Below are 18,188 nucleotides of genomic sequence, written 5' to 3'. Positions count from 1 at the left end.
AAGTCCGGCGGGCGGATCCGGCTACCGCCGGGAGCGCCACGGCGGGCCGTGCCTGCGGCGGTGTTCCTCATAGAGGTCCCGGTCCGTGCGGCGGCGTTGGCCCGCCGTGAACATCGTGCCGCCGATGAGCAGGAAGAGGCCGCCGGTGATGCCCAGCGCCAGTGGGTCGAGGGCGCGGCTGCCGGTGGTCTCCATCCACGGGTCGAGGGCCCCGAGCCGGTCCTTGAAGAGGACGACGGGCCCGCCCGGCTCGACGTCGGCGTGGCAGTTCTGGACGTGGTCGAGTTCGTGGCTCTCGCCAGTGCTGTCGACCACACGGCAGAAGAACCGGTCGTCGCCCTTGGAGTTGGTGTACTGGCGGGACTCCATCACCACCGCGTCCACCCGCTCGCCGATCAGCTTGAGGTACGACTCGTTCAGGTTGACTCCGGCGAAGATGCCGAGCGCCATGGTGCCGAAGCCCACGATGGCGGCGGCTCCCGCCCGGTTCCAGTTCGAGCCGGCGACGCCCGCCCCGAGCCCGGCCGCGACGAGGATGATGAGCACGCCGACGTACATGGCGTACGGGAACTGGGAGATGAGGCCGCCCAGCACGCCGCCGCCCGCGACGAGCACGGCCCAGAAGAGGGAGTTCCGGGTGCGCCGGGCCCCCGTCGGGGACGGCTTGCCCATGGGTCCGGGTATCCGGGCCGTGTCCATACCGCTCTCCATCCGAGCTCCCGCGTGCAGTGCCGCCCAGCGTACGCAGACGACCCCGCGGGCCCGCTCAGAGGTACTGGGCGAAGTCGTCCAGGGCGCGCAGCACCTCCGGCTTCGACGCCGACGGGAGCTGCAGGACGACCTCCTCGATGCCGAGGTCGGCGTAGTGGCTCAGCTTGCCGGGGGTGGGCCGGACGGCGTAGGGGACCACCTGGAGGGACTTCGGGTCGCGCCCTGCGGTCTCCCATACCTGGCGCAGCACCGGCAGGGACTCGCCGAGGCCGCCCCCGCCGATCGGGAGCCAGCCGTCGGCGTGGTCGGCGATGGCCGCGAAGAGCTTGGGGCCCGCCGCGCCGCCGATCAGGGTGCGGGGGCCGTACAGGGGTGCGCCGGGGCCGAGTTCGCGCGGAGCCTGGGCCGGCTTGGGGTATGCGCTGCTGGCCTGGACGGAGGAGTACTGGCCGACGTACGCCGTGGGTTCGGGGGCCCAGAGGGCGCGCATGAGGGCCATCCGGTCGCGGACCAGTTCGCGGCGGGTGCGCCACTCGACGCCGTGGTCGGCGGCCTCCTCGACGTTCCAGCCGTAGCCGATGCCCAGGGTGAAGCGGCCGTGCGAGAGGTGGTCCAGGGTGGCGACCTGCTTGGCGAGGTTGATCGGGTCGTGCTGGGCGACCAGCGTGATGCCGGTGCCGAGGTGGAGCCGCTCGGTCACGGCGGCGGCCTGGCCGAGGGCCACGAAGGGGTCGAGGGTGCGCCCGTACATGTCGGGGAGGTCGCCGCCCATGGGGGCGGCGGTGACGCGGTCGACCGGGATGTGGGTGTGCTCCGGCAGGTAGAGGCCGGAGAACCCGCGTTCCTCGAGGCTGCGGGCCAGGCGTACGGGGGAGACGGTGCGGTCGGTGAGGAAGATGGTCGTGGCGATCCGCATGTGTTCTGGCACCTCCGAGACGTGGGACCCGCAACGGTACGGGCTGGACCCACGAATGTTGAGGGGGTGTCAGGACGACGCGGCCTCCCCGCCTACGGCCTTGCGCAGCTCCCCCTCCAGCCACGGCACGACGTACCGCATGCCGTCGGGCGTCAGGTGGACGTCGTCGCCCTTCGGGTACATGCGCTTGCCGCGCGGCGTCTCCTCCCGGCACGGGCCGCCCTCGGGGCACAGGTATCCGGCGAAGTCCACCAGCTTGAGCTGCGGCACGTTGGCGCGGGCGACGTACTGACCGACGACGGCGTTGAAGCAGCGCGCCCACTCGGGGGTGGTGGCGCCGGTACCGGTGCGCTCGTTCATCAGCAGGATCGTGACGTCGGGACCCGCCTCCCGCCACTGGTCGACGGCGTCCTTGAGGCGCTCGGTGTAGCGGCTGCGGAAGCCCGCGTCGCAGGGGGACATCCACACACCGTCCCCCTCGATGTCCTGCAGGGTCGCGTCCCAGCCGACGTGGACGACCACGCTCTGCGGCTGGTGCTCCCTGAGCAGGCCGGCCCAGGTCTCGACGGACCGGCGGCATTCGTCGGAGTTCTCGACGACGAGGTTCTGCCGGTCCTTGACCCGGTCGGCGCCCATGAGGCCGCAGCCTGCGATGCCGCCGTCGATGACCGCGAAGCCCTTTCCGTGCCGGCTCAGCGAGGTGGCGAGGTCGTTGGCGAGCGAGTCGCCGGCCGTGACGACGAGCGGTTTGCCGTCGGGGCGCATGCCCTGCTCGGTGACGGTCGGCAGGTAGTACGCGCCGGCGGTGACGGCGAGGCAGGTGACGGCGAGGAGGGGGACCGCGCGCAGCGGCCGCCAGTCGCGCAGCCGGAGGCGTTCGGTGACGACGTAGTGGAGCAGCAGCGAGAGGAACCAGGTCAGGCCGCCGCCCACGATCAGCAGGGCCCAGGGCTTGACGTCGGGCTGGCCCTTCTGGAGCAGCCAGTAGATCGGCAGGTGGAGCAGGTAGATGCTGTACGAGAGCTGGCCGATCTCGGTGATGATCTTCCCGGAGAGCAGCTTGACCAGGGGACCGCGATCCGTGCAGAGCACGCTCGCGAGCAGGGCGATCAGGGCAGCGACGACGGCCAGTCCGCCCTGGTACAGCCAGGGCTTGTGGTAGCTGTCGACCAGGACGCTCAGGGCGATGACGGCGATCAGGGCGAGGATGCCGGTCGCGGTCAGGACCGTGGTGAGTGCGCCGGACGGAGGGGACGCGCCGGACGGGGTGGATGCGCCGGCTGGACCGGACGCGTCCGACGCGGCCTCGCGCCGGTCGGCCCTGCGGTGGACGAGGTGGACGATGCACGCGGCGGCGGCGCCCGCCATGAAGGCGACGGCCCGGGAGTGGGTGCTCAGGTACAGCGCGTCGGTGTTCGTCCCGGTGAAGAGCAGGGGCGCGACGGCCGCGGAGCCGGCGAAGATCAGGACGACGCACACGGTCACGGCCTCGACGCGGCGGCGGCAGATAAGGAAGAGGGCGGCGAGCACGAGCGGCCAGACGACGTAGAACTGCTCGGTGACGCTCAACGACCACATGGCGGCGAGCGGGTCGATCGTGCCGTTGCCCTCCCAGTAGGCGTTGCCGTTCGCGAGCTGGGCCCAGTTGGCGTACTGGAACAGGGAGGTGATGGCCTGTTGGGAGACGGTCTTGGCCTCGCGCAGGGTGCCCAGCAGGTAGGTCAGCGCGACCACGGCGGTGAGGACCACCAGGAGGCCGGGGATCAGGCGCTTGAAACGCCGCTTGTAGAAGCGGAAGAGGCGGATGCGGCCGGAGAGCTCCACCTCGCGGACGAGGAGCAGGGTGACCAGGAAGCCGGACAGGACGAAGAAGGCGTCGACGCCGAAGAGTCCGTTGGCGAACCAGCTCGTGTGGTACAGCAGGATGGAGATGATCGCGACGCCGCGCAGTCCGTCCACGGCGGCGAAGCGACGGGCGGGAGCGGGGACGGGGATGGCGCCGGGTGCGGCGCCGGGTGCGGCGACGTCGGCCGCTACGGAGGCGGGGGCTGCGGCCGGCCGGGCCGGCCCGTCGGGTTGCCCGGCGGAGGCCGGGGCGGGCTCGGTGAACTGGTCGTACCACTCCGCGGTCGGGGGCTGCGGGGCTTCGTACCGGGTCCACTCGTTGTCGGCGTACGGGTGCGGCTGCTGCACCACGCGCAGCTGGAACGTTTCGTCCGCCGCGCGGTCGTCAGAGGGCCGCTGCATGGCGCACTCCGCTCTGGGCGGGTATCGAGGAACGCGGGTCCGGCGAGAAGCGGACCGAGTCCGGGGCGAGGACGGCGTCGTTCCACAGGCGCAGGCCGGTCGTCAGCTCGTTGCCGCTGCCGACCCGGGCACGGTCGCCGATGACCGCGCAGTCCAGCACCGTGCCCGCGCCGATGACGGCTCCGGCCCCGATGACGCTGTCGCGCACGACGGCCCCGGCCTCCACGACGGCGCCGTCGAGCAGGACGCTCCCGCTCACGTGGGCGCCGCTGTGCACGGTGGCGCCCGGACCGATCGTGCTGCCGCCGGCCACCGTCGCGTCCGGGGCGACCCGGCAGCCTTCGAGCAGCAGCGCCTCACCGCAGGGCCCGGGCAGCGCGGCCGACGCGACCCGGCCGAGGACGAGGTCGGCGGAGCCGCGTACGAGGGCCTGCGGCGTGCCCAGGTCCAGCCAGTAGGCATCGTCGGTGACCCCCAGGACCCGGGCGTTCGCGGCCAGCAGGGCGGGGAACGTCTCGCGCTCGACGGAGACGGGCCGCCCGGCGGGGATGGAGTCGATGACGGAGCGGCGGAAGACGTAACAGCCGGCGTTGATCTGGTCGGTGACGATGTCGGCCGCCGTGGTGGGCTTCTCCAGGAAGCGCAGGACCCGGCCGTCGGGGCCGGTCGGGACCAGGCCGTAGGCGCGCGGGTCGTCGACGCGGGTGAGGTGAAGGGTCACGTCGGCGTCCGCCGCGCGGTGCCGCTCGACGAGCAGGGAGATGTCCGTGCCGCTCAGGATGTCGCCGTTGAGCACGGCCACCGGGCTGTCCGGGCCGCCGGTCAGCAGCCGCGCCGCGTTACGGATCGCGCCGCCGGTGCCCAGCGGTTCGGTCTCGGTGACGTATTCGAGCCGCAGCCCGAAGGCGGAGCCGTCGCCGAAGTACGCGCGGAACGTCTCGGGGAGGTACGAGGTGGCCATGACGAGGCGCTCGATGCCGGCCGCGCGGGCCCGGGCGACGAGATGGGCGAGGAACGGGACGCCGGCAACGGACACCATCGGCTTCGGCCGGCTCAGGGTGAGCGGCTGGAGCCGGGTGCCCTTGCCGCCGACCAGGAGGATCGCTTCGTTCATGTGCTGATTCCTATGGAGCGGAAAGGAAAGAGGAGAGGAGCGGCGCAGGGGTGGCGCGCGATGCGCGGCGGTTCAGCTGAGGCCCGACCACTGCCGGAAGCAGGCGGTGACGGACTCCTCGGCCGGCCGGCCGAGGAAGGAGTCGTGGGAGTCGTCCTGTGCGTCGAACGCGGCCGGGTCCTGGTGGAAGTCGAGCTTCCACCAGTACAGGCCGGACATGCCGCGGGCGCGGGCCACCTGGCAGACGGCGTCGAACCAGTTCTTCTGGACTTGGAGGTTGAGGGGGGCGGTCTTCCCCGCCCAGGCGCCGGGATGCCCGTAGGCGCCGTTCTCGGCCGGTGCGCCGACCTCGTACAGCAGGACCTTGCCGGCGGGCTTCGCGGTGGCCTTCTTCTTGTCGAGCCACTTCTGCCAGCCGTCGACGATCGCGCTGACCGGCGCGTCGTCCTTGAGTTCCTTGAGCGGGAAGTACGCGTCCACGCCGACGGCCTTGACCGGCATGGTGAGATCGCGCTCGACGTACATGTCCCAGTTGACGGCGTAGGTGATCTCGCCGGGGAAGGACTGCTGCGCGGTGTCGACGACGCCCTTCCACCGGGCGTCGGTCTCCAGGGAGGAGAGCTCCGTCCCGATCACGAAGGTCTTCACCTTGTGCTGGGCGGAGAGCTCCAGGTACGGCTTGAGGAACTGCTGGTAGGAGGCGAACCACGCGGCCGGGTCGGCGGGCTTGATCTTGCCGCGCCAGGCGAGCCGATCCTGCGCCATGATCGACTGCTCGTCGAGCAGCGGTCGTACGGTCAGGCGCAGCCCGCTGGCCGCGGCCTCGTCGAGCAGGATGGCCAGATGGGCGGTGCTCGGCGTGATCGGTCCGGCCTCGACCTTGCTGGACGTGACGCCCTTGGTGACGAAGGGGAACGAGACCGAGAGCGAGTTCATGTCCCGGCCGACGACGTAGTCGACGACCTTGCGGGCCTTGGCCCGTACGGTGCTGTCCTTCTCGGCCGGGTCCGCGTACCAGAGGACCTGGACGCCCAGTTCCGGGTCGCCTTCCTTCCACGGCTTGGTGACCTGCGGAACGGACGAGGGCGCGGACGCGGAGGCGGACGCGGAGCCCCGGGAGGAGCCCGAGCCCTCGGCCCCGGGCGAGGCCGGCGTGTCGTCGAGGAGTCCGCAGGAGGTGAGGGCCAGGACGAGGACGGCGACGAGACCGGCGACGCGGGACGTGGAGCGGGCGTACGGGGAAGGGCGCATGGCTGCTCTCATCAGGCCGGCTTCGCGATGACGACGAACTGGTTCTCGGTTCCGCGCAGGTAGCGCAGCAGGCCCTTGAACGAGCCGCACGCCTCCCAGATCGCGAAGAAGGGCATGAGCAGGAGCACGGCCGGCGGTTCCCACCACAGGCGGCGGCCGTTGGCCGACACGGAGGCGTTGATCTTCAGCCCCTCCCAGTACATCCACACGGCGTAGCCCATGGTGATGGCCCACAGCGGCAGGATCCAGGGGCTGACGGGCGAGGTGTTGACGTCGCCCATCAGCGCGCCGGCCGCGAGGACCACGGCGACGTGCTGGAAGGGGCCGATGACCCACGTGGTCACGCTGTACATCAGCAGGGCGCGGGAGTGGCGCGGCAGCGTCTTGTTGAAGGCCAGGCCGACCAGGCCCCAGGACCACCGCTCGCGCTGCTTGAGGAAGTCGCGCATGTTGGAAGGCGAGGCGCCGTAGCTGCGGCCGGAGAACCAGTCGCTGCGGCCCTTGTACCGGCTGGAGAAGACCAGGGCGAGGTGGGCGTCCTCACAGATGGAGTCGGGGCCGAAGTCCCAGCCGATGGTCGCCTCGATCGACGAGCGGATCAGCAGCAGTTCGCCGTGGAGGCCGACGAGCGGGGTGCCGCCACCGGTGAGGACCGCGAAGCGTGCGATGTCGTCGGCGGGGCGGATGGCGTCGGCGAGCCAGGTGAGGCGGTTGACGGCGTTCTCGCGGGGATAGGTGAGCATCCCCTGGGCCAGGTGCTTGGCGTCGTCGCCCGCACGGCGCTGGGCGTTGATGAACCGGGCGACCTGCTGGGCGGTGTCGGGGCCCACCCCGGTGTCGTCGTCCATGTGCAGCACCCAGACGTCGTCCAGGGCCTCGCCCTCGGCGATGCGCAGTTCGTGCGAGTAATGGTTGGCCCGGGCCTTGAACCGCGTGCCGTTCGGCGTCTTGTACGCCTTGGGGACGGTGACCACGCGGATCAGGGGGTGCGTGGCGGCGAGCGCGTCGATGCGCTCGGCGGCCTCGCACCCCTCCTCCGTCAGCACTTCGATGCGCAGGTCCCGGAACCAGGCGGGCATGAACTCGCAGTACGACAGGACCGAACGTTCGAGGGCGGGATACGTGTCGTGGCGTCCGATGGTGGGCACGAGCACGATCAGGCGGTCCTGCGTCACCGGCTCCGGGGGTGCCCAGTCGCGCTGGCGTTTGATGCGGCGGCGCGTCAGCACGGCTCCGGCGATGCCGACGAGGGAACTCGCGACGGGGAGGGTCCAGAGAATGGTGACGGCCCATCCCATGAGGGTGTTCTCGTCGTAATAGAGCCAGGATGAAACGAGATAGGCGGCTATGCCCGTGATGAAGAACGGGAGCAGACTGGGCTTCCAGGAGGCCTGACGCCGCATCAGCCTGCCGGCGCGTCGGGTTCCGGGCGCCGCGACGTGCTGTGTGGAGGTGGTCATGAACTCCGCCCGGTCATGCGTTTCTCTGTCAAGGAATGTTGCGTCGCATTCCGCCGCCCCGTTACGGCGAATCGACTCACTTGTGTGCCGATCGTTTTATCACGAACTTGCGTGCGGAGTGACATGAGTGGAATCACCCTGAAGTCCGTAAGGTCTTGATAGGGACCGGTATTGGCTTTCGACCGGAGTGCGGCTGGGGCGTGTCCTTCCGGTCGTGCCGGGCAGCGCGGGCCCGGCACGATCCCGAAGACCGCCCTAGAGCGGGGGATATCTCGTGAGCCAGCCCGGCGCGGATTGGGCGGGGTTGTGGAGGGTCGGACCCTGGGTCATCTCCAGGGCGAAGTCGTCGGAGATCTCCAGCAGCGTGGCACGGCCTTCGAGTTCGGCGAGCCAGGCGGCCGGCAGGGCGGTCTCGCCGTGGAGGGCGCCGAGCAGCGCCCCGCACAGGGCGCCCGCGGCGCTGGAGTCGCCGCCGTGGTTGACGGCGAGGCGCAGGCCGTGCGAAACGTCCTCGGCGACCAGCGCGCAGTAGACGGCGACGGCGAGGGCGTGTTCGGCACCGGCCTCGCCCGGGGTGAGGGCCTCGACGGCGTCGGCGCCCGGCTGACCCCGGGTCACGGCGGCCAGCGCGCGCTGGAGGGCGTCCGTGACGGGCTGGTGGCCGGGGCGCGTGCCCAGCAGGCCCAGGGTGCGCTGGACGGCGGAGTCGAGGGAGTCGCCGCGGGTCAGGCCGTGGACGATGACCGCCAGCGCGCCGGCCGAGAGCGTGGCGCAGGGGTGGCCGTGGCTCTGCGCGGCGCACTCGACGGTGAGCTGGAGGACCAGGGCGGGCTCCCAGCCGACCAGCAGTCCGAAGGGGGCCGAGCGCGAGGCGGCGGCCGCATCACGGGCGTGGGGGTTCTTGGGCTGATCCAGGGTGCCGAGCACCTCGTCGGCGAAGCCGGTCAGGCAGGCGCGCTCCGGCCCGCGGCGGGCGTAGAGCCACTCCTCCTGCGCGAGCCAGCCGTTGTCCTTGCGGCGCTCGTCGGGGCCCCAGTCGTGCTGCGTGGCGGCCCAGCGCCGGTACGCGCGGTGGATGTCGGTGGGCGGGTGCCAGACACCGGTGTCGCGGCGTACGTGGGCCCGTATCAGCCCGTCCACGGTGAACAGGGTGAGCTGGGTGGCGGCGGTGATCCTGCCGCGGCGCCCGTGCGCGGGTGCGGGTCCGGTCAGACCTTCCGGGCCGTGGGCCGCCCGGACGGCGTCGAGGGAGAGGCCGGCCAGGGGGGCGCCGAGGGCGTCGCCGAGGGCGGAGCCGAGGAGGGCGCCGCGGACGCGGCTGCGGAAGTCCTGCTGCTCGACGCGGCCCCAGAGGCCGGTGATGACACTCCGGCCGAGGGCGCGGGCCGCGGCGGCGGGTGCGGCGGTCGGGGCGGCGCCTGGTGCGAGTGGGGCGGCGGAGGCCGCGGCTGTGGCGGGGGCGGTGGCGGGTGCCGCGGGTGTGGCCGGGGCTGCGGGGCCGGCCGTCGGTGCGGGTTCCGCGGCGGATGCCGAACCCGCGGGTCCGGTGGCCGTGCCGGCGCCCGAGCCGGGACCGCCCGCTCCACCGGCTCCGCCCATCGTGCCGTTCGTACCGCTCACTTCGTCCACCCCCGGCACCGCGCCCCCAGCTGACTCGTACCCGCCGCGCATGCGAAATCCGCACTGTAGTGGACAGCTTCGATCGGATTCGGAAGTGGTTCGCCAAGCGGCCGGTAAGTGGGCGGTAAGTGGGCGGAGATCGACCAGAATCCGAACACTTCCGGCCACGACCTGGCCGATGGCATACATGCTTTGTCAGTCGAACGGAGGGGAGCCCGTCGCGGCTCCCCTCCGCAGTGCTCAGTCCAGTACGGGCAGCAGCTCCGGCAGGTGGCCGTCCGAGGCCCGGGCCGCGTCCTGCCGCTCCGGCGGCACCTCCCCGTACAGCGTCGTACGGGCCTTCGCGGGCCGGCCGGCGGCCTCGGCGACGGCGATCAGGTCCTGGACCGACTTGTACGAGCCGTAACTCGATCCCGCCATCCGCGAGATGGTCTCCTCCATCAGCGTCCCGCCCAGGTCGTTCGCCCCGGACCGGAGCATCTCCGCGGCGCCCTCCGCGCCCAGCTTCACCCAGCTCGTCTGGATGTTGGGAATGTGCGGGTGGAGCAGGAGCCGGGCCATCGCCGTCACCGCGCGGTTGTCGCGGACCGTCGGGCCGGGCCGGGAGATGCCCGCCAGGTACACGGGCGCGTTGGTGTGGATGAACGGCAGCGTCACGAACTCGGTGAAGCCGCCCGTCCGCTCCTGGATCCGGCCCAGCGTGCGGAAGTGGCCGAGCCAGTGCCGCGGCTGGTCCACATGCCCGTACATCATCGTGGACGAGGAGCGGATCCCCAGCTCGTGCGCGGTGGTGATCACGTCGATCCAGTCCGCCGTCGGGAGCTTGCCCTTCGTCAGGACCCAGCGGACCTCGTCGTCGAGGATCTCCGCCGCCGTGCCCGGGATGGAGTCCAGGCCGGCCTCCTTGGCCGCCGTCAGCCAGTCCCGTACGGACATCCCCGTACGCGTGGCGCCGTTGACGACCTCCATCGGCGAGAAGGCGTGCACGTGCATGCCCGGGACCCGCTGCTTCACCGCGCGCGCGATGTCGAAGTACGCCGTCCCGGGCAGGTCCGGATGGATGCCGCCCTGCATGCACACCTCGACCGCGCCGACGTCCCACGCCTGGGCGGCGCGGTCGGCGACCTGGTCCAGCGACAGCGTGTACGCGTCGGCGTCCGTACGCCGCTGTGCGAAGGCGCAGAAGCGGCAGCCGGTGTAGCAGACGTTGGTGAAGTTGATGTTCCGCGTGACGATGTAGGTGACCTCATCGCCCACGACCGACCTGCGCAGGTCGTCGGCGATCCGGCACAGCGCGTCCAGGGCCGGCCCGTCCGCGTGCAGCAGCGCGAGCGCCTGCGCGTCGGTCAGCTTCACCGGATCGTCCGCGGCCTGCGCGAGGGCGCCCCGCACGTCCGTGTCGATGCGCTCGGCCACCATCCCGGGAGCCGCCGCCTCCCGCAGCGCCTCCCAGTCGCCGTACACCTCGTCGAAGTCGTCGCGGCGGTCGCCGGTGCGGCCCTCGGTGTCGATGGCGGCGTGCAGATCGGTGCGCCCGTATGCGGCGAACCCCTCGTCCGGCTCCTGCCAGGGCCGCCCCTCGACCTTCGCGGACTCGTCCGCCAGCCCCGTGCCGCCATCCGCCAGCGCCCGTACGTGCGGCAGCAGCCGGGGGTCCAGCCACGGCTCGCCGCGCTGCAGGAACTCCGGGTAGATGGTGAGGCGTTCGCGCAGCTCGAAGCCGGCGGCGGCGGTGCGCTCGGCCAGCTCCTCGATGTGCGGCCAGGGGCGCTCGGGGTTGACGTGGTCGGGGGTCAGCGGCGAGACCCCGCCCCAGTCGTCGATGCCCGCCCCGATGAGCAGGGCGTACTCGGCGTCCACCAGGTTCGGCGGGGCCTGGATCCGGGCGCTCGGGCCCAGGATGTGGCGGGCGACGGCGATGGCGGCCGCCAGCTCCTCCAGCTCCGCGTCCGGCATGCCGCGCATGGCGGTGTCCGGCTTGGCGCGGAAGTTCTGGACGATGACCTCCTGGATGCCGTGGTAGGCACGCTGGATCCGCCGGAGCTCGAAGAACGCCTCGGCCCGCTCGTCGTAGGACTCGCCGATCCCGATCAACACACCGGTGGTGAAGGGGACGTTGGAGCGGCCCGCGTCCTCCAGCACTCGCAGCCGCAGCGCCGGATCCTTGTCGGGGGAGCCGTGGTGGGGACCGCCGGGCTCGGACCACAGACGGGTGGCTGTGGTCTCCAGCATCATGCCCATGCTCGGCGCCACCGGCTTCAGGCGCTGCAGATCCGACCAGGACATCACCCCGGGATTGAGGTGCGGCAGCAGCCCCGTCTCCTCCAGGACCCGGATCGCCATGGCGCGCACATAGGCGAGGGTGTCGTCGTACCCGTGCGCGTCGAGCCACTCGCGCGCCTCGGGCCAGCGGTCCTCGGGGCGGTCGCCGAGGGTGAAGAGCGCTTCCTTGCATCCCATGGCAGCGCCTTGGCGGGCGATGTCGAGGACCTCGTCGGGGGAGAGGTACATCCCGTGGCCGCTCTTGCGGAGCTTGCCCGGGACGGTGACGAAGGTGCAGTAGTGACACTTGTCGCGACACAGGCGCGTGAGGGGGATGAAGACCTTGCGCGAGTACGTGATCACGCCGGGCCGCCCTGCGGCGGCGAGCCCGGAGTCCCTTACCCGTGCGGCGGAGGCGGCGAGATCCCTCAGGGCCTCGCCGCGCGCCTGGAGGAGCACGGCCGCCTCGGTCGCGTCGAGCGCGACGCCGTCTCGCGCCCGCCGGAGCGCGCGGCGCATCGCGTTTTCGGTCGGAGCGTCACTCGGAGTGGTCATGTGGCGAGCATACGATCCGATGTTCCGGCGGTGGTGTGGCTCACCTCATCAGCTCACCGGCGTTGACCAGCAGGGACTGGCCGGTTATCGCCCGCGCCCGGTCTGAGGCGAAGAACACAGCGGCGTCCGCCACGTCCCCGTCGGTGGCGAGGTCGGGCAGGGCCATCCGCTGTGTGAGGCGGGCGTGCACCTCGGCCTCGGGAACGCCTTCCGTATGGGCGGTAAAGGTGACGAAAGCCTGCACGGGCGGCCCCCACATCCACCCGGGCAGCACGGTGTTGACGCGGATCCGGTGGGGGCCGAGCTCGCGGGCCATGGAATACATGGCCGACGTCAGGGCCCCTTTGCTGGCGGCGTAGGCCGCCTGCTGCACCTCGTTGGGCGCGGCAACGGCGGACTGCGTCCCGATGACCACGACCGAGCCTCCACCACCCTCCTTGAGCGCGGGCAGGCAGGCCCGAGTCATCCTCAAGGTCCCCAGGAGGTTCACGTCGATGATCTGCTGCCAGGTCCCGAAGTCGGCGTCCTCCAGCCCCCCGAAGTACGAGTCCCAGGCGGCGACGTGCACGACGGCGTCCACACCCCCGAACCGCTCCCGTGCGAGCGCCGCGAGCGCCTCGCACTGCCGCTCGTCACCGATGTCGGTGGCCCGGTAGGCGGTACGAACCCCGTCGGGGTCGATCTCGGCGGCGGACTTGGCCAGATTCGCCTCGGTCCGCGCCCCGAGCACGGCGTTCCCCCCGTCCCGCACGACGGCGGCGGCCACCTGATGCCCGAGCCCGGCCCCGACGCCGGAGACGATGACGGTCTTCCCTTGCAGCAGCATGACGGCCTCCAGCACGCGGCGTATCTGACGGGCCGTCAGGCTAGGGGAGGCGAGGTGGGTTGGGAAGGGTCCCACGAGGGGGTGGGCTGGGAAGGGCTCGCGAGGGGGTGGGCTGGGAAGGGCTCGCGAGGAGCGCGGGACCGGCGGCCGAACGGGTCGGGCGGCCGCCACCCCTCAGCGCTGGGCCTCCTCCAGCAGGGCGATCTGCCGTGCGATCACGGCGGGCGGGAAGGCCCGCCCCACCTGGCCGTCCGAGCTCTTGGTGAAGGTCGCGACGCAGTGCCCCGTCCGGACGATCGTGTACTGCGTCACGTGCCGGCCCGTTTCCGTCGGAATCGAGATCTCGAACTGCACGGCCTCGTCGCCGAGGGGCGGGGCGGGCGCGACGGCCACCGTGTTCTTCTGGATCCCGGAAGGACCTTCCTGCTCGTAGTACCGGCAGGTGGTCAGGCCGTCCCGGAGCAGCGAGAAGACGATCTGCGCACGGGATTCTTTGTACGAGGCGAGGAAGCTGCTGCTGGAGAACGCGTCGTTCTTCCAGTTGAATATCTGCTCGGCCACGGTCGGGGCGGTGTTCACGTTCATCTGCGCGTACGCGGCGTCGAGCACGCGCCCGCAGGCGAGGTCCGACGGGGGCTTGAACCGCGGGTCCGGCTTCGCGGGCCTCCGGATGTCGACCGGGTTCCCATACGAATCGGGGACGTCCGCGTCCGGCACTGCGGCCGCCACCAGTTGGTCGGGGGTCAGCCAGCGGCCCGTGACGCCCGGGGCGGACGGGGAGCCGGACGGCGAGGCCGGAGCCGAGGCCGAAGAAGAGGCCGAAGTCGAGGCCGAAGTCGAGGCCGACGGTGCACCCGCGTCCCCGGCCGAAGACCGCCCGGATCCCGCGGCGCACCCGACCACGGTCAGCGCGATGCCGACTGCCCCCACAACGAGACGGAGGCCGACCGCCGGTCTCGCGCGCCGCTCATGCATGGAACCGTCCTCCTGAGGTGTGGATGATCAGGGGAAGGTATCGGCGATGACCCGCCACCACCAGGGCATTCCAGCTGTCGGTCACCTTCGCCGCGCAGCCCGCGCCCCAAGCCGAAGACGATCCGCCGTGGTCACGGAGTCCTACGCCACCCCGTGCCGCGGGCTCACCGCCGAGAAGTCTTGATCGGCCCCCGCCCGCCGCCGCCCGTTTCCGTCACCCGTCACGTCCCCTGCCGTCCGCCGTACTCCGACAGCGCCCGCCCCAGGCGGGCGGCGCCCTCCGCTATCTCGGACGGGGTGTGCGTCGTGAAGGTCAGGCGCAGCGTGCGGGGGTCGGGGGTGTCCGTGTAGAAGGGGGCTCCCGGGACGAAGGCGACGTCGTGGGCCACGGCCGTCTTGAGGAGGGCCGTCGCGTCGTGGTCCTCGGGGAGGCGGGCCCAGACGAACATGCCGCCCGCGGGCAGGTTCCACTCGCAGTCCGCCGGGAGGGTCCGGCTCAGGGCCGTCTGCAGGGCGTCCCGGCGTTCGCGGTACGCCGCGCGCACCGTGGCGATGTGGGCGTCCAGGTCCACCGTCGCGAGGTAGTGCGCCGCGGCCAGCTGGTCCACCGTGGACGTGTGGAGGTCCGCCGCCTGCTTCGCGACCACCGCGGCCCCGCGCAGCGCCGCCGGCGCCCGGAGCCAGCCCAGGCGCAGCCCCGGCGCCATGATCTTCGAGAAGCTGCCGAGCAGGGCCGTACGGTCCTCCGCACCCGGATGCGCCGCGAGCCACGGGATGGGGGAGCCCTCGTAGCGGAGGTCGCCGTACGGGTCGTCCTCGACCAGCCACAGACCGAGGCGCGCGGCGATCTCCGCCACCGCGGCCCGCCGGGCGGCCGGCAGGGTGCGTCCCGTCGGGTTCTGGAAGGTGGGCACGGTGTAGAGCAGCTTCGGCCGCTCCCGAGCGACGAGTTCCGCCAGCGCGTCCGGGAGGATGCCCTGCTCGTCGCAGGGCACGGCGACCACCCGGGCCCCCGCCAGCCCGAAGCACTGGAGGGCCGCCAGGTAGGTGGGGTTCTCCACCAGCACCACGTCCCCGGGTTCGATCAGGGTGCCGGTGATGAGGGTGAGGGCCTGCTGGGAGCCCGAGGTGATGAGCACGTCGTCGGCGTCCGTCGGCAGGCCGCGGGCCGTCGCCCGGGCCGCGACGGCCGCGCGGAGTTCCGGCGCGCCCTCGGTGGTCGAGTACTGGAGCGCGCGCCGCGCCGACACGCCGAACGCGGCGTCGTACGAGGCCCGCAGGCCCTCGGTGTCGAACAGCTCGGGCGCGGGGAGGCCGCCGGCGAAGGAGATGATCCCGGGGCGCTGGGTGAGCGCGAGGATCTCGCGTACCGGGGAGCCCTCCACCGAGGTGGCGCGGGTGGCGAACGCGGGCGGCGGCACAAGGGCAGCGGCGGCGACAGCAGACACGGGCAGCTCCTCCGGGAGACGGGTGCGCGCATCGTAGCGAGACATCGTTGTAGGCGACACCTATATGTCAGGTGGTGGACCGGTCCTCCTCGCGCTTCGCCCCGCTTTCCTCTCCGCCCTTGCCCGTCCGCCCTTTCGTGTCTGCCGCTTCCCGACCCCTCCCGATCTGACGCGACATCAGCTAGACCGTTCCCATGACGACAGGAGAGCAGGCCCCCGGCCAGGACGCCCCGCAGGACGCCCCGCAGGACACCCGGCAGGACACCCGGCAGAATCCGCCGCGCGGCACCCGCGTCGACGACTACGCCGCACTCGCGGCGGTCGGCCCTTACGGCGTCCGCCCCGGCCATGCGCTGATCACCATGGTGGAACCGCACCCGGGCCACGAGTACGCGTACAACCGCTGGTACGAGGACGACCACTACTACGCCGGCGCCATGGCCATGCCCTGGATGTACGCGGGGCGCCGGTGGGTGGCCACCCGCGAACTCCAGGAGCTGCGCTACCCCGAGCAGTCGGCCGTAGCCCAGCCGGTCACCGCCGGCTGCTACCTGTCCACGTACTGGGTCACCGAGGGCCGCTACGACGAGCACATGAAGTGGACCGTCGGCATCAACCAGCGCCTGAACCGCGACGGCCGGGTCTGCCAGGACCGCACCCACGTCTTCACGTCGTTCCAGGACCACGCGGCCACCGTCTACCGCGACGGCGCGGCCGGCCCGCGGGACTTCCACGCCCTCGACCACCCGTACGCCGGCCTCGTGGTCCAGGTCGTCGACGCCGAGAGCCCCGAGCAGCGGGCCGAGTTGCTGGAGTGGCTGCGCTCACGCGCCCTGCCGAAGCGGCTGCAAGGATCCCCGGCCGCGATGGTGACGCTCTTCCGGCCCACCCCGCTGCCCGGTGACCGGATGACGTACGTCAAGCAGGTGGAGGGGGTGGACACCCGCCTCACGCTGCTGTGGTTCCTCCAGGAGGACCCCCGGACCTGCTGGGAACGCTTCCTGGGGCTCGACGCGGAGGTCGCGGCGGCGGGACTGGGGCGGGTGGAGCTGGTGGCGCCGTTCATCCCGACGGTGCCGGGGACCGACCGCTACGTCGACCAACTGCGCTGAGGGCGGGCCCTGCGCCGGCCACCTTCGCGGAGACCGGAGGCCGGGCGCTGCCGATCACGGCCGTACGCGGACATGGCCGAGCCCCCTCGGCCAAGACGGCGGACCGGTCGAGAGGGCTCCAGTCAGTGGTGCAGGTGATACGGGTAATGCCGGCGGTGCAGGTGATTCGGGTAATGCTGGCAGTGCAGGTCGTGCGGCACATCGTTCTGCCGGGCCTGCCGTTGCCGGAGGTGAGGGCGAGACGGTTGGGGCGCGTCGTGATCTTCAGGCGAGGCGTCCCAGCCGGCCTTCGGTGACGTCGGCGACGAACGAGGTCCAGGAGCCGGGCGCGAAGGTGAGGGACGGGCCGTCCTGCACCTTCGAGTCGCGGACGGCGATGGCCTCCACGACGGGGGACTTGACCTCGACGCAGGCGCCGTTGGCAGAGTAGGAGGACTTGATCCAGTTGTCCGTGGCGCCCTGGCGAATAGCCATGTTTCTCTCCGGTGAGCGAGTAGTTCCGGTGTCTTGTCGGCCATTGCTCCGGCTGACCTGATCGACGCTACCGGCAGCTCCTGACGGGTGAAGGAAGCATTCACCCGACCGAGTGGCATATTCCATTCAGGCCTTCTGTGGCCGGGGAGTGACGGTGTACCGTACCGGCCCCTTCGCCTCCGGCCCCGTGCATCAGGGGCTTATGCGTGCTTGTCTGCATATTTCTCGATGATCCCGGAGATGAACTGACGCGTGTCGTCGACGTTGAGGGCCTGCGCCCGCAGGTGCTCGTACATCACGCTGTACTTCTGCACGTCGTTGGCCTTCTCCAGGTACAGGTCGCTCGTCACGCCCTCGATGTAGACCACCGTCGAGTCGGACGCGTCCGGGAACTCCAGGATCGCGTACTGACCGTTGACGCCCGGGTGCGCACCCAGCGAGAAGGGCATCACCTGCACGGTGACGTGTGGCTGCTCCGACTGCTCTATCAGGTACTCCAGCTGCCGGATCATCAACTGGGCGTCGCCCACCCGCCGGCACAGCGCGGCCTCGTCGATGACCGCCCACAGGCGCAGCGGCCCGAGCTCCGGGTTGTTGTTGTCCGTCTCCGAGAGCCGCTTCTGCCGGTGCATGCGCACCTGGACCCGTTTGTCCACGTCGGCCGGGGCGGTCTCCGGCCACGCGCCGCGGACGAGGGCCTGGGCGTACTCCGTGGTCTGGAGCAGTCCGGGGATCACCAGGGGCTCGTACGTGCGCAGGCTGGCGGCGTCCGTCTCCAGGCCGATGTAGACGCTGTACGGGATGTCGCCGAAGGCGTGCCACCAGCCCTGCTGGCGGGAGTCCTTCGCCATCTGCATGAGGGAGTCGATGAGCCGGCGGTCCTCGACCTCGTACACGTCGCACAGGTCGCGGACGTCGCGCTGGCTGATGGAACGGCGGCCGTTCTCCAGCCGGCTGATCTTCGACTGGGAGACGAGGAGGCGCTCGGCGACCTGTTCGGCCGTCATGCCCTTGTCCTCGCGGAGCTTGCGCAACTCCATGCCCAGTCGGCGGCGTCGGACGGTGGGATTGACATTGGACGCCACGTGAACGGCACCTCCGCCTTCTTCTGTCGTGCAGCAGCTGTCTCTCTGCGTGCCTGGTGTTGAGCAGACTGCCACCGAAGCGGGCGGCGGCGCTGGGGAACGGCCCGGAAACAGACGCGCGGGGTGGCGGGG

At 71.6% G+C, this 18,188-nt stretch carries 14 protein-coding genes; 1 reads left to right on the top strand and 13 read right to left on the bottom strand.

Annotated features, from left to right (window positions below):
• Positions 1 to 21: 21 nt before the first annotated feature.
• The 11 genes from ACWGIF_RS26405 to ACWGIF_RS26355 all read right to left on the bottom strand — a co-directional run bounded on the left by ACWGIF_RS26405 (position 22) and on the right by ACWGIF_RS26355 (position 15,430).
• On the bottom strand, positions 22 to 699 hold the full coding sequence (locus ACWGIF_RS26405; RefSeq protein WP_453501082.1) for a hypothetical protein: 678 nt from the start codon (positions 697 to 699) through the stop codon (positions 22 to 24).
• A 67-nt stretch (positions 700 to 766) separates the two neighbouring features.
• Positions 767 to 1,627 (bottom strand): TIGR03619 family F420-dependent LLM class oxidoreductase, encoded by an 861-nt coding sequence (locus ACWGIF_RS26400; RefSeq protein ID WP_453501080.1) that lies wholly within the window; start codon positions 1,625 to 1,627, stop codon positions 767 to 769.
• A 69-nt stretch (positions 1,628 to 1,696) separates the two neighbouring features.
• The gene (locus ACWGIF_RS26395; protein ID WP_453501078.1) at positions 1,697 to 3,874 is read right to left on the bottom strand and encodes an acyltransferase family protein; all 2,178 of its coding nucleotides are present in this window, start codon (positions 3,872 to 3,874) and stop codon (positions 1,697 to 1,699) included.
• Positions 3,858 to 4,988, bottom strand: a complete 1,131-nt coding sequence (locus ACWGIF_RS26390; protein WP_453501076.1) for a sugar phosphate nucleotidyltransferase — start codon at positions 4,986 to 4,988, stop codon at positions 3,858 to 3,860. Before ACWGIF_RS26390 ends, ACWGIF_RS26395 begins: the two co-directional genes overlap by 17 nt.
• 72 nt (positions 4,989 to 5,060) lie before the next feature.
• Entirely contained in the window at positions 5,061 to 6,239 is a 1,179-nt protein-coding gene (locus ACWGIF_RS26385; protein WP_453501074.1) for a glycoside hydrolase family 113, read from the bottom strand.
• A gap of 11 nt (positions 6,240 to 6,250) precedes the next feature.
• Entirely contained in the window at positions 6,251 to 7,699 is a 1,449-nt protein-coding gene (locus tag ACWGIF_RS26380) for a glycosyltransferase family 2 protein (protein WP_453501072.1), read from the bottom strand.
• Between the two features lie 255 nt (positions 7,700 to 7,954).
• Positions 7,955 to 9,319 carry an ADP-ribosylglycohydrolase family protein gene (locus tag ACWGIF_RS26375; RefSeq protein WP_453501070.1) on the bottom strand — a complete coding sequence of 455 codons (1,365 nt, stop codon included), beginning with the start codon at positions 9,317 to 9,319 and terminating at the stop codon, positions 7,955 to 7,957.
• A 240-nt stretch (positions 9,320 to 9,559) separates the two neighbouring features.
• Positions 9,560 to 12,136 carry a bifunctional FO biosynthesis protein CofGH gene (locus ACWGIF_RS26370; protein ID WP_453501068.1) on the bottom strand — a complete coding sequence of 859 codons (2,577 nt, stop codon included), beginning with the start codon at positions 12,134 to 12,136 and terminating at the stop codon, positions 9,560 to 9,562.
• 40 nt (positions 12,137 to 12,176) lie between these two features.
• Positions 12,177 to 12,962 carry an SDR family oxidoreductase gene (locus ACWGIF_RS26365; RefSeq protein WP_453501066.1) on the bottom strand — a complete coding sequence of 262 codons (786 nt, stop codon included), beginning with the start codon at positions 12,960 to 12,962 and terminating at the stop codon, positions 12,177 to 12,179.
• 174 nt (positions 12,963 to 13,136) lie between these two features.
• On the bottom strand, positions 13,137 to 13,691 hold the full coding sequence (locus ACWGIF_RS26360; protein ID WP_453501064.1) for a hypothetical protein: 555 nt from the start codon (positions 13,689 to 13,691) through the stop codon (positions 13,137 to 13,139).
• Between the two features lie 467 nt (positions 13,692 to 14,158).
• Complete coding sequence (locus ACWGIF_RS26355) at positions 14,159 to 15,430, bottom strand: aminotransferase-like domain-containing protein (protein WP_453501062.1); 1,272 nt, start codon at positions 15,428 to 15,430, stop codon at positions 14,159 to 14,161.
• A 149-nt stretch (positions 15,431 to 15,579) separates the two neighbouring features.
• On the opposite strand from ACWGIF_RS26355, the gene ACWGIF_RS26350 reads away from it, so the two are divergent.
• On the top strand, positions 15,580 to 16,497 hold the full coding sequence (locus ACWGIF_RS26350; protein ID WP_453501061.1) for a hypothetical protein: 918 nt from the start codon (positions 15,580 to 15,582) through the stop codon (positions 16,495 to 16,497).
• A gap of 264 nt (positions 16,498 to 16,761) precedes the next feature.
• On the opposite strand, the gene ACWGIF_RS26345 is transcribed toward ACWGIF_RS26350, so the two are convergent.
• Together ACWGIF_RS26345 and ACWGIF_RS26340 are read right to left on the bottom strand one after the other, a co-directional pair.
• Positions 16,762 to 16,971: a DUF397 domain-containing protein gene (locus ACWGIF_RS26345; protein ID WP_453501059.1), complete on the bottom strand. Its 210-nt coding sequence runs from the start codon at positions 16,969 to 16,971 to the stop codon at positions 16,762 to 16,764.
• A 200-nt stretch (positions 16,972 to 17,171) separates the two neighbouring features.
• Complete coding sequence (locus ACWGIF_RS26340) at positions 17,172 to 18,056, bottom strand: helix-turn-helix domain-containing protein (RefSeq protein WP_453501057.1); 885 nt, start codon at positions 18,054 to 18,056, stop codon at positions 17,172 to 17,174.
• Between the last annotated feature and the right edge of the window lie 132 nt (positions 18,057 to 18,188).

This window comes from Streptomyces sp. NPDC054849 (assembly GCF_053610945.1).
This window is presented reverse-complemented; position numbering and strand designations above follow the sequence as displayed.